This is a genomic window from Gluconobacter aidae, assembly GCF_009547075.1.
In the GTDB taxonomy this organism is placed as follows: domain Bacteria; phylum Pseudomonadota; class Alphaproteobacteria; order Acetobacterales; family Acetobacteraceae; genus Gluconobacter; species Gluconobacter aidae.
Genome location: NZ_WIPH01000009.1, coordinates 48,929 through 63,877 on the forward strand (window position 1 = coordinate 48,929; position 14,949 = coordinate 63,877).

9 protein-coding genes are annotated in these 14,949 nt (G+C 54.6%); 1 reads left to right on the forward strand and 8 read right to left on the reverse strand.

What is annotated here, in order from left to right:
• Nucleotides 1-79: 79 nt before the first annotated feature.
• The gene (locus GFJ39_RS06055) at nt 80-1,312 is read right to left on the reverse strand and encodes a hypothetical protein (RefSeq protein WP_153430495.1); all 1,233 of its coding nucleotides are present in this window, start codon (nt 1,310-1,312) and stop codon (nt 80-82) included.
• 268 nt (nt 1,313-1,580) lie between these two features.
• On the opposite strand from GFJ39_RS06055, the gene GFJ39_RS06060 reads away from it, so the two are divergent.
• A complete protein-coding gene (locus GFJ39_RS06060; RefSeq protein ID WP_153430496.1) occupies nt 1,581-2,486 on the forward strand; it encodes a hypothetical protein in 906 nt (301 codons plus the stop codon).
• A 381-nt stretch (nt 2,487-2,867) separates the two neighbouring features.
• Here GFJ39_RS06060 and GFJ39_RS06065 read toward each other — a convergent pair whose 3' ends face one another.
• From GFJ39_RS06065 to GFJ39_RS06095, 7 genes are all read right to left on the reverse strand, one after another.
• Nucleotides 2,868-4,073, reverse strand: a complete 1,206-nt coding sequence (locus GFJ39_RS06065) for a GIY-YIG nuclease family protein (protein WP_153430497.1) — start codon at nt 4,071-4,073, stop codon at nt 2,868-2,870.
• Nucleotides 4,073-6,166 (reverse strand): DEAD/DEAH box helicase, encoded by a 2,094-nt coding sequence (locus GFJ39_RS06070; protein ID WP_153430498.1) that lies wholly within the window; start codon nt 6,164-6,166, stop codon nt 4,073-4,075. Before GFJ39_RS06070 ends, GFJ39_RS06065 begins: the two co-directional genes overlap by 1 nt.
• A gap of 3 nt (nt 6,167-6,169) precedes the next feature.
• Nucleotides 6,170-8,878, reverse strand: a complete 2,709-nt coding sequence (locus tag GFJ39_RS06075; RefSeq protein WP_153430499.1) for a class I SAM-dependent DNA methyltransferase — start codon at nt 8,876-8,878, stop codon at nt 6,170-6,172.
• Between the two features lie 314 nt (nt 8,879-9,192).
• Nucleotides 9,193-12,333 (reverse strand): error-prone DNA polymerase, encoded by a 3,141-nt coding sequence (locus GFJ39_RS06080; RefSeq protein ID WP_153430500.1) that lies wholly within the window; start codon nt 12,331-12,333, stop codon nt 9,193-9,195.
• A gap of 3 nt (nt 12,334-12,336) precedes the next feature.
• Nucleotides 12,337-12,570, reverse strand: coding sequence for a PDDEXK family nuclease (locus GFJ39_RS06085; protein ID WP_099213480.1), 234 nt, complete (start codon nt 12,568-12,570; stop codon nt 12,337-12,339).
• Nucleotides 12,570-14,099 (reverse strand): Y-family DNA polymerase, encoded by a 1,530-nt coding sequence (locus GFJ39_RS06090; RefSeq protein WP_228391824.1) that lies wholly within the window; start codon nt 14,097-14,099, stop codon nt 12,570-12,572. The genes GFJ39_RS06085 and GFJ39_RS06090 overlap by 1 nt, the downstream gene beginning before the upstream one ends.
• Nucleotides 13,984-14,775, reverse strand: a complete 792-nt coding sequence (locus GFJ39_RS06095; protein WP_153430501.1) for an ImuA family protein — start codon at nt 14,773-14,775, stop codon at nt 13,984-13,986. Before GFJ39_RS06095 ends, GFJ39_RS06090 begins: the two co-directional genes overlap by 116 nt.
• Nucleotides 14,776-14,949 lie beyond the last annotated feature (174 nt).

Here is a 14,949-nt window from a genome sequence, read left to right on the forward strand (position 1 = left end):
CGGAAAATTCAACACGGTAAATTTTCAATCGTAATCAAAGGCCAATAATTAATTCACTTGAAATGAGTGGATCTAAATTTCAGATGAGAGGAAATATTTCCCTAAGAAGTTGTCTGGAAGTATCTTTAGACATATTCGCCCTTAAGCAATGAGATCCTGAAACCTCAACATTTATTATCTTTGGTGACGAATTTATTATTTTCTGTTCGGCTAGATATAATGTTGATTTCTGGTCAAATAGTTTGAATGGAAGATCATCTATTACGCTTTCTAAATGCTCATTATAACTCTCTATCGCAAATTGTGCATTATTAGAGTACATTTCTGAAGAAGAAATTATTCTTGATATGTCGAGATCCTCTCGTATAGGAGCCTCGTATATATCAAGAATATCAAAAATTTCATTTCCGTCTAAAGAGGATAAAATTCCGAAATTAAGAATGGTATTTAACTTCGATATAGCTGAAGTCATTTTCGTATTATCTGGTAGTCCTCTATTTAGCTTTTCTATTTCAGGTGTCTTTCTTCTCGACATCACTTCGTGGTAATATATTCCAGCACCAGCAACTCCATTAAATTCCTTTATGTCCTGTTGAGCCACTTCCATTAGAGACGGACAGACCACACTCCATATCCCACTAATAGCTGGTCCCTGATCCTCTGTAAAAAGGTCATCTATATATATTAGCTTCACCCGGCCATTTCGTTCTAATTCCAATATTTTCTCTTTGAAAGGAGATTGCATTTTCTCTCCTTTTTTATCTACTATAAATATATAATATATATTATTCATTCCCTCCTCTTCAAAAGAGGACAATATTTCATAAACAGCTCTGCCTGATACTACTGTATCTATAAATATGATTTTATCAGACCTTATATATTTTTCAAATATACTATGGCTTCCAATATTAATTACTCTGTCTCTCATGAACCTAAACATTTTGTAATGCGGATCATTTAAATTTCCACGCATTATTGCGCACGCACATTTTACCCAGAATTTTCGGATGATGTTGGTATCTAATCCGGGAATTTCGCTTGCGCCATAGTCTGCAGTAAATGGCATATAATATGCTCGTTGCAACGCCGTTCTATGGTGTGTGTTTTTCAAAAATTCGCGTCGTGACTGAGGCGTCATAGATGTCAAAATATGGTTTCTATGGAAAGATATTGCAGCTTCGATCACGGGGGCCGCCCCTCTACTAGGGACAATCATGGCCTCGTAGCCATTTTTCCACTGGCAAGCACATTCTTTCGCAAGTTCAATGGCGCCTAATGAATAAGATTTTAAGCTGTCAAGCGTTAGCATATCTAGTCATCACCTTAAATCAATATATGGAAACCGGCGTTATAATAGTCGTCTTTTCTTACTTTAGAGTGTGGTTTCCGCAAGCATGCCGTCTTGAGCATGTCTTATACAAATGTCAGATTTTTTCTTGTATCATTCCAATGGAGACCTCCCGCTTCCCCCCAATACGCGGCATGTCTGCTCAAGGAATACGAGGCAGACAAGCGGGATACGCCTTTTTCAGGCGTCAGAACGCGGTATAATTTTTCTCGATAGAGGATGTAGCAACATGCCGCGCGAAGATTGGTCTCCGTCAATATCGGGACGGCTCAGACCGAAGGCGGAAGATAGCCAGTTGAATGATCATGACAGCTTAAAAATATGGGCTCTCGAAAGCGGCTCTGACCACGTAACGCTCCGCAGCAAAATGCGGATGCCCCATTCCTCAAGACACACCGTTATGGACGAGGCTCGCAAGGCGCTTCGGGGAGCGCTGCAAACGATCAGACCTCGTGGCGATCAGATCATCGAGGGCGTCTACTCTTCGAGCGTCGAAGGTTATTTCGATGTTGAGAACGTAGTCATTTACAACATCGAGACGGCCTCCTTCAACAAATGCGCCATCAACGGCATCAGGGCGCGACGCGACAGATCGGATCGAGAGGATACTGCCTTCAGTCATACCTTGCGATACACGCTAATCGATACGCCCAAGGCACCTGCGAACGTGATGGTTCACCTGCGTTTTGCATATCCTGGCTTTCGCAGCGTCTTCGATATCTGGTGGGCAGTAGTCAACGGTGAGCTTTTCTCGACTGGCTTGCTGCCCGGACGCTTTGGTATCCACGTCGATTTGTCCTGCCCGACCCCGCCTAAAAATCCTGCCAAATGTGTGAAAATTCTCTTTGATGGTATCATCGCGGCCTTGCAAAGCAATCTCGTAGCACCGGCAGAAGAGGTTGTGCTGAGGCTCTCGCGCAAGCATGGCGTTGAAGCTGAGCTACTGCGCAAAAGGATTTTTCGACCACTCTCTCCTGCCATAATGGCAACCAGAACGGGGCCTCTGGTTGCTCCATACAGGAAGCACGGAGTGCAGTGGCACCCAGCCGATGACAAGTGCGAAGATTGCACTTTTGTTGTGTCCGAGAGCGATACGGCATTCTGCGATGCGTACCTTTTCCCGATCGCGGATTAACGGAGCAGAAAGCCTACTTAACCCAGTCCCGTGGACTGCCCTCGTTTTTGCGTAAGGTCTGTCTAACCGGAAAGAGGCAATGATGAGATTACATTTCACGCAGGATCAGATCATCGAGATTCTGAAGGAGCATTAGACAGGTGCATGGGCGGCAGATTGAACCGCACCAGGGTTGCCGAAGATGTCCGCCTCAAAGCTTTTGTTCTGTAAAGCGGACCAGCCGCTCCCCCCAGAGCTGCCTGAGAGACACTATGCAGGCGGCCAGATACCGTGATGAGAAACTGGGGCATTTAATGTGAAGATTTATACAACGTACACGAAAGTGCATTTTACGTACGCGTGGGGTGAGCACCGTTAGAATTCGTATCATCGCTCCACGCCTCAGTTCGGTACGATTTTCTGCGTCGCAACATCGTAGTGGAAGAGATGGAGCTGTCCGTCTTCGATCAGTTTAACGGCCTGTCCAACATGCTCGGGCAGCACATAGAACCACTCTTTTGGCGAGATTTTCTTTCCAAGACGATCCACGACGAATAATTCGGCAGGGCGTGCGGATACAAAAAAGCGATGCAGAAGATCCTCGACCCTATGACGAGACAGGTTCTTGAGACTGTAGGTGGCCACGATATCCACCGGGGCCAATAAAAATGTTGGGTCATTACGCGCATCAGCCACACGGCGGGCGACATCCTGACTGGTCACACCAATTTTGTGTAAAATCATCCGCTGCCCCCGGATCGCAGGATCTTCCGAACGCGAACGGGCGACATAGATCGTGCCAGACAGTTCAAGCTGATCACTCTCCCATTCTGGATCAACCGGACCAAGACCCACCTTCTGCACGGTGCGCGCCGTCTTGTCTTCGGATAGCGACTTCCGGAAGGAAGACATTAAGGGGTCGCTCTCTGTCCCGTTCGAAAAAATGATCCGCAACCGATGATCCCGAGAACCGCCGCGTGAGGTCATCTCTGACTTCTCCGCAATCATGGCGAGCAGGCCGTTACGAATGAAAAAATCGCCTTCGATAGGCTCAATAATGGCCCATTTTTTTACAGCCCTTGCTTTTCTCTCTCCCGTCTCGAGAGCACGCTGGACGACCTCAAAACGTTCACGAAATGTCTCAAAATCCCGGCAGGGTATGAACTCAGCGCGATGATCTGGGGTTACCCGTTCACTTGCGGGCGTTGTGTGTTGGAAGGTGACGCGTGAAGAATCAACCTCCAGATCGTCGTCATCAAAGATATCATCAAGGCTTTCCGGGATCGCCTCTTCGGGGACTTCGTCCTTCCACGAACGAGGTGGGGCGCTTGGCTTTTCGTCGAGAAGACCCAGACGATCGGCTGCTCTCATCTTTTCTGTCGGTGAAGCCTTTACCGCTCCCCATGTCATCGCCAGCTTCATCTCGTCATGGGAGAGAGCCTCTGGATCTGGCAAACGTCCGTTTTGCTCGAAAAAACAGGTCACATCGAGCAACACCGCGACACCACGATCTGTGGTGTCTCCACTTCGGGTACCACGTTGCTTGATCTCTAAAAGACCGTACTCGTCATGTTCGCTGTAGATGTCATCCAGAGAGGGGCGCGCCATTATTGTGCAGCCTCGCGCAGACGCTTGGCTTTTCCGACTTTCAGCCAGGCAAGCGCTTCGGCCATGCGTTTCTCCAGTGTGTTAGCGGAGTTCACATTGGGCTCGCGGCCTTCTGTCGCGCGAAATGCTTTAATGCGCGGCCATAAAGTCCGTGCTTCGTCTCCACTCATATTCACCCGCAAGGCGACCATGGCGGATTGCACATGCGCGAGGATCTCTGCATTCAGAGATTTGGAAGCGACTTCGAAACGCTCCTGAAAGACGTTGACGCTATCAATCAGCTCAATGTCAATGTCCCGGACATTGATGAATTTTTTCACCATCGCCAGCAAAGTGTTCGGAGCGCTATCACGTGTCTCCTCACCACTATCGTTCGCTTCGCCTGTTGTGGAGGCAGCTTCGGTCGGTGGAGCACCAAGCACGGATTGCGCGCCCGTAATATCCTGTTCGGCTTGCTTGCGGGCCAATGTCAGGACGTTCATATGCGCGGCCAGATGCTGGCGAACGGACTCAGCCTCTTCCGTGTCCAACGTCTCGTAACGTCTTTCGATGATATCCGTTAGAACCATTTGCGTTGCGACTTCAGGAGCAGTTTCCGGCGACAGCACACGGCGATCCATTTCCTGATAGGCCGTCGCCATCAGGTCGTTCATGTCCTTTTCGCAAATCGCCCGCGCACGGTCTGTGGGTGGCTCCATGAGACCTTTAATCCCGATGGTGACGTTACCTTCATCATCCGTGCCAATCGCTGCACGAACATCTCCATCTTCGCGACGGTAAAATTTCAGGTTCGGGGCGAGAACCTGCTCCATGAGCAGTGAACCCGAGATGGCCTTGAGCATGTCATTCACAGCGTCTGTGACGACGCCTGTTTCAACTCCAGGCTCAGCAACAAGATTGGTGAATAAGGCCCGCGGTTTTCCAGGGGCATCACGCGTCGCACGACCGATGATCTGCACAATTTCTGTCAGCGATGAGCGATAGCCTATGGTGAGAGCGTGTTCACACCACACCCAATCGAAACCTTCCTTAGCCATGCCAAGGGCAATGATAATATCGACTTTGGCTCTGTCAGCGTCGTCATCACGCTTACCATCCGCTCCTCTAATCTCATGGGATAGGGCAGTCTTCACGTTGTTGCGCTCTGGGCCATCGTCCACCAGATCAGCAATCTTCAGAAGCCGTCCTTCTGCTGTGCGGACCAAATCGAAGCCAGTCTCAGGGTCTCGACCTTCATGTTTTCCCAAGAAATCAAGGATCCGACCCACCTCGTTGTATTTGTCATCAAACGCTTCAGACGAGCCACGATGCGGGATATGGATAATCGTCTTTTGATTGGGGTTCAGAACGCCCTCAAGGCCGTTGATGTAGTTTCCTTTGTAAAACTCGTAATTGATGCCGAGGGCTTTGAGGAAGGTGTAGCTCTCTAACTGCTCATAATAGCTGTAGGTAATTTTGGTGAAGCGGTCTTCGTCTTCTTCTCGCAGAACCGGGTCTGAATCGCCACGGAAATAGCTGCCCGTCATTGCCATGATATGACTGGCGTCCCGGGTAATCAGGTTCCGCAGAATAACGCCGAGACGGTTGTTGTCTGATGCCGAGACATGATGGAACTCGTCTATCGCAATGAAACACCGGTCAAACGCTTCAATCCCACTGGCTTCGATGACAGCATCAACGCCGAAGCGGAATGTCGCATGGGTGCAGACCAGAACTTTTGCGTCGCTTTGCAGAAAGGCCTGGAACGCCTTGACCTTTTCTTTGCTCGCGTCGTCGCCCGTCAGGCAGAGGTTCCAGCGCGGCTCAACGTCCCAATTCGCTTCAAAACCGTAGCTCATCAGATCGGTAGAGCGAAAAGAGCCACCGATTGACGTTTCAGGAACGCAAACGATCACTTTCTCCAGCCCCTGATGGCGCAGCTTATCCAGTGCGACAAACATGAGTGCGCGGCTTTTACCTGCGGCTGGGGGCGCTTTGAGGAGAAGGAACTGTGCGGCCCGGGCGTCATAGGTCCGGGCCTGCATGGGACGTTGACCTAATGCGTTCGTTTTGGCTGTTGACGTGCCATAGGTGACGTTGAGCATCTCGACCATGGATCAGGCCTTTTTCTTTTTATTGGCAGTTTCTAGTGTTTTGATCTTGGCCGCATAGAGTTTGAAGAGTGTTTCCAGGCGTTCCGTGTCGTTGCGGAAGGGGCGGCCGATATACATGCTCTCCAGCAAGTCATCGTTTTCCTTATGCACGGCGCGAAGGTCGTCAGGCATTTTGTCCGGATCGTATAAATCCGCGATCGTTTTGGGGTAGTGGGAATAGCGGCATTTCAGGATGCGGCGCGCCGAAGCCGAGAGGGCTTCCAACTGCTCGTCCGTGAACTTCGGGACTGGGAAGGTATTCCAGCCGAGCGTGTTGGAATAACGGAAATCGGACTTCAGTTTGCCGCAGACAGTGGCGATCCAGGCAAGATGCAGACGTGACGCAATGAGCGCGATGCACCATTCCGGGGCGTCGTAGAGGACCTGATTGAGGTTTGACGAAATGACGTCTGCTCCGACCCATTCCACAGGAAGATACGGGCGGCGCTCTGAAGTGACGCTGGGGACTAGGATGGCGCTTGAAAGATTTTTAGGAACACGTCGTTCTACGAAACGGTGTCCTTGTGATGCTAAGGCACGGGTGGGAGCCTTTACGCTTTTGCGTCTGTAATGGAAGACTGCATCAACTCGGTCACGAATGGGCGCGATACTATTCGCTTCCATAACATCTTCATCAGCAATCCAAAGGCAATAACGTTCAATTCCTCTTACAACTTCCATGGAGCCCATAAACTTACGAATGAATTTTTCGGATCTGGGGTCCGAAATAATAAATTCGGCGCGCTCTTCTGGAGAGAGAATTAGCGCTCCGCCTTCTACCGGCTTGTTTCCATAATCCATGATAGGCAAACCAAACATAGGCTTCCTGATGCTATCAACGAAGACATGCGGACTATCAACAAGGTAGGCATTTATATTCTCTGCAATACTTTCCAAGGATTCAGAAAATATACGTTTTTTTTCTTTTGAAAATCTCCTAATACCAATAATGGAACAAATTACAGCGGCCTTGGATGAGGCGTTATTATTCCATTTGAAATCCTTGTGAGCAAAAGAAATTTCCAGATCATCACCAAGAATATGCGGCCACAAAGCCGCAACAGATTGCCCCTGGCATATGGAGTTTGTTGATACGAATGCCGCTCGCACAGCATATTCACGCACATAGCGGCTAGCTTTAAAAAACCATGCTGCCACAAAATCAAATGCGGCGAATGTCTTCACGTCTTTAGAAAAAACATAGGCCAAGTCTGATTTCTGTTCGCCACTTTGAAAAGTGGATCCTAAAAACGGCGGATTACCAGCAATAAAGACTTCCTCTTCTTTGGCGGGCGGAGGGCAAATTTTTTCCCAATCAAGTCGAAGCGAGTTTCCAGTGTGAATACGGGCAGCATCCCTCAATGGTAAAGCGGCAGGGCACCGGCCAAAAACGGCCTTAAAAGTCGCATTGGCCTGATATTCGGCGATGAACAGTGCAAGCTTTGCCGTTTCAGCGGCAAAATCCGAGATTTCAATCCCGTAGAAATTGTCGATCTTGATGCGCGAGAACATCTCGCTTGTGCCCATGGCATTACGGCCATCAAGCTCCTCCAGACGCTGCATAATGCGCGTCTCGCGTGCCCGGAGTTCTCGATAGGATACAACAAGGAAGTTCCCCGATCCGCAGGCGGGATCAAATACACGGATGTGCGACATATGGCTCAGTGTTTGCTGAAGTGCGCGAGCACGATCCCAGCCTTTATGAATCTCCACGTCCAGATCATCGAGAAAAAGCGGCCCGATGACCTTCATGATATTCGGCACTGACGTGTAATGCATTCCCAGTTCAGAGCGTTGCTTTGGATCTGCAACAGACTGGATCATCGAACCGAAAATATCCGGATTGATCTCACGCCAATCCAACCCACAGGCCTCACGCAGATAGCGGAAAGCAGCAGCATCGAATTTCGGTGCATCAATAGTGCCAGCGAAGAGACCGCCATTCACGTAGTCCAGCTCACCTGTCCATGCGGGCAGACCTGTTCGCTCATTCTTGGGAAGGTTCATCGCCCGGAAGGCTGCCATAATGGCCTTATGCGCTTCCTCACCTTTATCGTCAGCATAGGTGAAAATTAGGCGGGAGAATTGATGCTCTGGAAAGATGCCGACGTCTTCGGCAAACATACAGAAGATCAGTCGCATCATGAGTTGGTTCATTTCATGACGACGAGCATCTGTTCCCCAGTCGGGATTTGCTCTGATTAACGCGTCATAAAGCTTGGCGAGTTTCCCAGTCGCCTTCACATCAACCGGGTTTTCCTCAACAGCACGATATCGCTCCTTACCCGCAGCGGGAAGGAAGAAGCCGAACTGATTCCCCAACTCTTTGAAGGCGCAATGGAGTGTTTCGCCCGAAGCCGTATGTTCCGCCGCAATCATCTCACCATCCGTTGCGAGTAGAATGGCGGGTTTGGCGGATTTGGTTTTCTTCGATGCCTTCAACTGCTCAAGAGTAGCGTCGCTCTTTCCGGTTGGGGCCGGTGCATAATGAAATCTCTTGCCGAACAAGACCCCGCCCGGAAGGTCAGATTTATTGGTCGACCCGTTACGAAGCTTTGATATCGCTGCCTGTGAGGCATCAGTTGCTTCAGCAAACGAGAAGGGAAATTCCTCTGCGTCAAAGGATGCCTCCGCGATCTGGGATAGGGCATCATAGATTTCAGTCGGGTTCATGTCGGGCCTTGGGGTGCAGCAGAGTTCAGCAGGATCAAACAACTGGCGATATTACTGCAACCGTGTGTCACATATGACAAGGTAAGGCCGGGACGTCAGGAGAAGGACGCCTATGTTTGTGTATCACTGCTTTTGGCTATACCGGCATGAGCCGCCCCTGGACTTATGGACAGCCGCTCCGCGGTCGCTCGCGTCCTGATGGACAGCCCTGCCGGCTGACCACAGGGTGCGGCTCTGCCCACAACTCCACAGGTTCAACACCAACAAGTATCTCTCTATTTTTCAAATAAGATCGGTCGACCCGATTACGCTTCCTATCGAAAGTCCCGTGCCTTCAGCAGCTCTGACCCTTGAAGCAATGGCGTCCGGTCTTCCAGACTGAGCACAATGACATGAATCACCTCCCCCTCTTTCTGGAGCCTGCCTCGACAGGCCAAAAGACGGGACGCGAGAAGAGGACGGCGGAATTTCTCCTGCAAATCCTTCCAGACAATCAGATTGGCCGTACCGGTTTCGTCTTCGATCGTGACGAACATGGTGCCGTTCGCCGTTCCTGGCCGCTGCCGCATCAACACCAATCCGGTAAGCTGGATCCGGCGCCCATCCCGTAGATAAGGAAGATCCCCGCAACGAATAATCCCTTCTTTTCGCAGTCCCTCCCTCAGAAACGCGACGGGATGACCTGTCAGACTGAGGCTCGTGGCCCGGTAATCCTCATGCACCGACGCCCGCTCTGACATCTGCGGCAGGACAATCTCCGGCTCGATCACCTCCGGCAGCGGAAAGTTCCGACCCCGATCCGCCGCTTCAAACAGCGGCAGCGCCGTGTCCGCGAGCCCCTTGATTGACCAGAGCGCAGCACGGCGCATCTGTCCGAATACCCGGAAGGCGTCTGCTTCTGCCAGACATTCCAGGGCCGAGACCGGCACATCGGCACGGCGCCACACATCGTCAATACTCTCATAATCCGGCATCCGAGACGCGATCAGGGCGGCACCATGGCCGTTCGCCAGCCCGCGCACCATCCTGAACCCCAGCCGGACCGCCGCGTACCGTCCATTCCGGCCGCGCTCCAGGGTGCAATCCCATCGGGAGGCATTGATACAGATCGGCCGGACCTCGACCCCATGGCGTTGCGCGTCCTGAACAATCTGCGAGGGCGCATAAAACCCCATGGGCTGACTGTTCAGCAGGGCGGCGCAAAACACATCCGGGTGATGGCATTTCATCCAGGCGGACGCATAGGCGATCAGGGCAAAGGAGGCGGCGTGACTTTCGGGAAAGCCATAGCTGCCAAAACCTTCGAGCTGGCTGAACGTCTGTTCGGCAAAGTCCTGCTCATAGCCATTGGCCAGCATCCCGTTGACCAGTTTGTCGCGGAACGGCGAGACCCCGCCTGTCGCTTTGAACGTCGCCATCGCACGGCGGAGCTGATCCGCCTCGCCTGGCGTAAAGCCCGCGCAGTGGATCGCGACCTGCATTGCCTGCTCCTGGAACAGCGGCACGCCCAGTGTTTTCCCCAGAATGCCGCACAGGGTCTCGGACGGATAGGTGACAGGCTCCAGTTTCTCTCGTCTGCGGAGATAAGGATGGACCATGTCGCCCTGGATTGGTCCCGGCCGGACAATCGCCACCTGAATCACCAGGTCGTAAAAGGTCCGGGGCTTCATGCGCGGCAGCATGGACATCTGCGCCCGGCTTTCGATCTGGAAGGTGCCGAGCGTGTCGGCTTTCTGGATCATGCGATAGGTCTGCGGATCCTCGGCCGGGATCGAAGCGAGATCCATGCGGGTCTGATACACGGTGTGCAGCAACTCGAACCCGCGACGCAGACAGCCCAGCATCCCGAGGCCCAAGACATCGACCTTCATAAAACGCAAGGTGTCGATATCGTCCTTGTCCCAGACGATGATCTGCCGTCCGTCCATGGCCGTCGGCATCAGGGGAACAAGTTCGTCCAGGCGATCCTCGGTCAGCACAAATCCGCCCGGATGCGTCCCAAGCTGGCGCGGAAAGCCGAGAAGCAGGCGCGCGAGATGGAAGGTCAGGCTAAGGCGGCGATCCTTCAGGTTGAGACCAAGATCGGCCGCGCGCGTTTTGCACAGATCCGGATCGGCGAGAGAGGAAGCCACATGCTTTGAAAGCTGGCCAGTCAGATCCTCCGGTAGCCCCAGAACCTTGCCGACTTCGCGCAACGCGCCCTTGGGCTGATAGCGCTGCACGGTGGCACATAACGCCGCACGGTGGCGGCCGTAATGCCGGTAGATCCACTGGATGACTTCTTCGCGGCGGTCACTCTCGAAATCCACGTCGATGTCGGGCGGTTCCTGCCGTTCGGCCGAGATGAACCGCTCGAACAGCAGACCCGAGCGAACCGGATCAATACTCGTGATGCCCAAAACATAGCAGACCGCCGAGTTTGCGGCGGATCCGCGCCCCTGACAGACAATCCCGAGTGAGCGGGCATGACGCACGATGGTATGCACGGTCAGGAAATATGGTGCGTAGGACAGGGAGCCGATCAGCCTCAGCTCATGGGCGATCTGCGTCTCGACCTCAGGGGGCGCCCCGGCCGGGTAGCGACGCGGCATTGCGGCCTCGACCAGGCGTGTCAGGGTGTCCTGCGCGCTTTCGCCCGTTCTCTCGGTCTCGGTCGGATACTGATAGGTCAGGTCATCCAGACTGAACGTGCAGGCCTCGGCAATTCGCCGTGTGATGGCCAGGGCGTCCGGAAAAGCGGCGAAGAGGCGTGCCTGCTCTTCCGGGGCTTTCAGATGACGATCGGCGTGGACATGACGGCGGTTGCCGAGAGCATCGACCGTGCAGCCTTCCCGGATGGCCGTGACCACGTCCTGCAGAACGTGGCGGCGCGCATCGTGGTAGAGAACATCTCCTGTCACAACACAGGCCAGACCTTGGGCTGCACTGAACGCCGCAAGCGCATGAAGCCGCGCCACATCCCCTGGTTGCCGGAGCAGCGTCAGCGCGACAAACCGGGTCTCTTCTTCGCCTGCCCTGTGTCCGGGCAGATCCAGCAGGCTCTGAACGTGACCTGGAAGCGCTGCCAGATCCTCGGGCGGTAACAGGATCAGGACGAGGCCCGATGCCGTTGTAACGAGATCCTCCCATCCCAGAAGGAACACGTCCCGCTCGCCCCGGTGATGGCCAAGGGTCAGAAGCTGGCACAGACCCGCCCAGCCCGCACGGTTTCGGGGATAGGCCAGGAGCGCACTGCCGTCACGTAGAGCCAAACGGCATCCGGGTAGGAGACGCAGACCGGCCTCGCGCGCTGCCAGATGGGCGCGGATCGCTCCAGCTACAGTGTTCCAGTCGGTCAGACCGATCGTGTCATAGCCGAGGGCTTTCGCCTGGAACATCAGTTCATCCGGCTGACTGCCCGAGCGCAGGAATGAAAACGACGATGTCACCTGCAATTCGACATAAGGCGCGCTCATGGTCTAGCGGCGGTGGGGATGGGGATGTCGGCTGCTGTCAGGCGCGTTGCTAGTGGGCGCGCGCATGACCACGAAGCCCGAGCGTTCCAGATAGGCGACTAGCCGTTCGGCCACCAGACGGGCCATCAGCTCGGCGGCGTCATGCGTCCGCCTGCGTCCGTCGTAACACAGCGCGTGCATCAGGACTTCGGCCACGTCCGAAGTGCTGGCCGGGATCAGGTCATCGCGGGGGTCCATCAGAACATCCCCTGTAGAAACCAGTCACCTGAACCGGACCACTCGTGGGAGCCATCCCCTTTGCGAAACAGCCACAGGCGCAGACCGGTTGTCGTCTCGACCTGCCAGTAGTCGCGGATCGCACCGTAACTTTCGGACGTCTGCCACCATTCGCCCAGCAGTCGCTCGGGGCCATCGGCCGCCGCAATGCGATGCGTCTGTCGCTTCAGGACGAACTGGCGGGGCGCACCGTCCGGAAGCAGGGCAGTCACCTGCACCCGGACGGGCAGATCGAACAGAATGTTCGGCCGCGCCCAGAGCATCTGGCCCGCGAGAGGCGATTTTGCCATGTCGCATGGAGAAACGCGAGACTGCCCGTCCTCTGGCCAGGCGGAAAACCGGGGCGCGAGCTGGTGAACCGAAACCACGCCCGGACGATTCAGCAGCCGGTCGATCAGAGAGGCCGGGAGGCCCGTTTCAGAGGATCCGGCTTCGTCTGGCAGGACAGACCGCTCTGGCCCGGCTTCCAGCGGTTCGTTCGCGCTGACAGTCAGGATGACGGTTTCAATTCCGAACTCGGGCGCGATCTGAGGAATCTGGTCTTGCAGCAGGCGCGTCAGACGCGGCACGTCAGCCGTTGGGTCGGACGTCCCCACGCGGACGGCCTGAATGGATCCGTCCACGCGCACGCAGAGAAAGTCGAGCTGCCGCGCCCCCTCCCCTCGCGCCGTCAGCTTTTCGCAGACAACCGGCACGAGTGCGGCAATCACCGTGGCAATGGCGTCCGGTGTGCTGATTGGCTCGACCAAAGACTGGGTCAGGGAGATCCGGTCCACAGGTTGAAACACGCTGAGCGGGCGGACCTGCCGTCCCAGAGCCTCATCGAGACAGGTCAGGAGGTCTGCGCCAAAGCGCTTGGCCAGAGGTGGGCGCGGAAGGTCTGCGAGGGCGCCAATCGTGTTTAGTCCAAGTCGGCTAAGGCTGGAGAGCGTCTTCTCGGGTAAGGGAAGTGCTGAACAGGGCAACGAATGCAGAGCCTGTTTCTGCTGACCGGGAGGCACGAGACAGATCTGGTCGATCCCCGAACGGGCTAGGGCGCGTGAGGCAGCGGCGGTATCGCTCAGTGCTACGGAGCAGGAATGCCCCCTCGCCTTCAGGCGGTCCCTGACGAGATCCAGCATGGCCGCCTCGCCGCCGTAAAGATGGGCGCATCCGGTGGTGTCGCTGTAGAGACCGTCCGGGGCGTCGAACGCAGGCAGCGGCGACAGCCAGATCAGCCAGGAGCACAGATCTGTCAGCGCGGCCCTCTGTGCCTCGGCGTCTTCTTCTGCGGTCAGAAGATCCGGCACCAGGGAGCGGGCCTGTGCCAGCGGCATTCCGGGTGTCAGTCCAGCCGCGAGCGCAACCGGACTGACACCCGTGACGATCTGACGGTTATGCGCTGGCGCGTGCACGATCAGGGGCCTGTCGGCCGGGAAATCTTTCGGGCGCGAGAGCTGAAGGCGCTCGGTGCGCCAGAAGGGCATCCAGAGAGCGAGAAAGCGGCGCATGATCGGTACAGTCGAGGATCCAGTGAGCGGGGCGGCCTCCCCTCACCCGCAGCAGCGCGGCAGAAAGGCGTCGGGAACCGGGAAGCGGCATGGCCAGTCCCGGGAAAAATCGTGGCGCTGAGGAATGAGAAAGGATCCGCCAGCGCGTGGCGCACGCGCAGGGATCTTTCCCGGGAGCGCGTGTGAGAGGGGCCGAACGCAGGAAAAAGCCTGTGTTCCCGCTCCCCTCCACAGCCAGATTGAGGCGGCGGATTTCTTTGAGTGTTGGGACGTGGCTGCCAGTAATGACAGCCAGTGCGCGCTCTGGTCCGCGCAACACGTCTTCGGCGACAGCGAGCAGGCTGGCGGGATCCGTTTCAATGCAGACCAGAGTATCTGGAGACAGACCGGACTGGTGCAGTCCCCAGGCATTCAGTTCGGCAGGTGTATCGCTGATCCAGAAGACCGGCCCCCTGCCCTCTTTCAGGATGGGCAGCAGCATGGCGAGACTGGCTCCGATTTCCAGAGGATCGGAGATCAGGAAGTCATGCAGGCTACCCGTTTTGAGGCCACCACCGAGATGGTCATCGACGGCAGAATGCCCGGTAGGCAGGGTGTCAGTATGGGAATGAGGGAGGCTTCGACGCTCCAGGCGTCGGACCTGCTCGCGCAGTCGCGCCACGGCGTCCGTTGTCATCTTTGTTCTCCTTAACGAGAACATAAAGAGAACAAACTTTAAGGCGAAGCAACCTAAATCTTGATGTCTGAAACCGAACCAGTGGATGCCTTTCTGCAAATATCTGAAAAAAACGCAGAAAACTGACGAACGTGGCACCGATGTGCAATATGTGTACATGTACACAAGAACATG

Bases quoted from the DNA above. Each gene is read 5' to 3' on its own strand.
- GFJ39_RS06060 (WP_153430496.1), top strand. From the start codon at position 1,581: ATGCCGCGCGAAGATTGGTCTCCGTCAATATCGGGACGGCTCAGACCG.
- GFJ39_RS06080 (WP_153430500.1), bottom strand. From the start codon at position 12,333: ATGAGCGCGCCTTATGTCGAATTGCAGGTGACATCGTCGTTTTCATTC.
- GFJ39_RS06095 (WP_153430501.1), bottom strand. From the start codon at position 14,775: ATGACAACGGACGCCGTGGCGCGACTGCGCGAGCAGGTCCGACGCCTG.
- GFJ39_RS06070 (WP_153430498.1), bottom strand. From the start codon at position 6,166: ATGGTCGAGATGCTCAACGTCACCTATGGCACGTCAACAGCCAAAACG.
- GFJ39_RS06075 (WP_153430499.1), bottom strand. From the start codon at position 8,878: ATGAACCCGACTGAAATCTATGATGCCCTATCCCAGATCGCGGAGGCA.
- GFJ39_RS06085 (WP_099213480.1), bottom strand. From the start codon at position 12,570: ATGGACCCCCGCGATGACCTGATCCCGGCCAGCACTTCGGACGTGGCC.
- GFJ39_RS06055 (WP_153430495.1), bottom strand. From the start codon at position 1,312: ATGCTAACGCTTGACAGCTTAAAATCTTATTCATTAGGCGCCATTGAA.
- GFJ39_RS06090 (WP_228391824.1), bottom strand. From the start codon at position 14,099: ATGCGCCGCTTTCTCGCTCTCTGGATGCCCTTCTGGCGCACCGAGCGC.
- GFJ39_RS06065 (WP_153430497.1), bottom strand. From the start codon at position 4,073: ATGGCGCGCCCCTCTCTGGATGACATCTACAGCGAACATGACGAGTAC.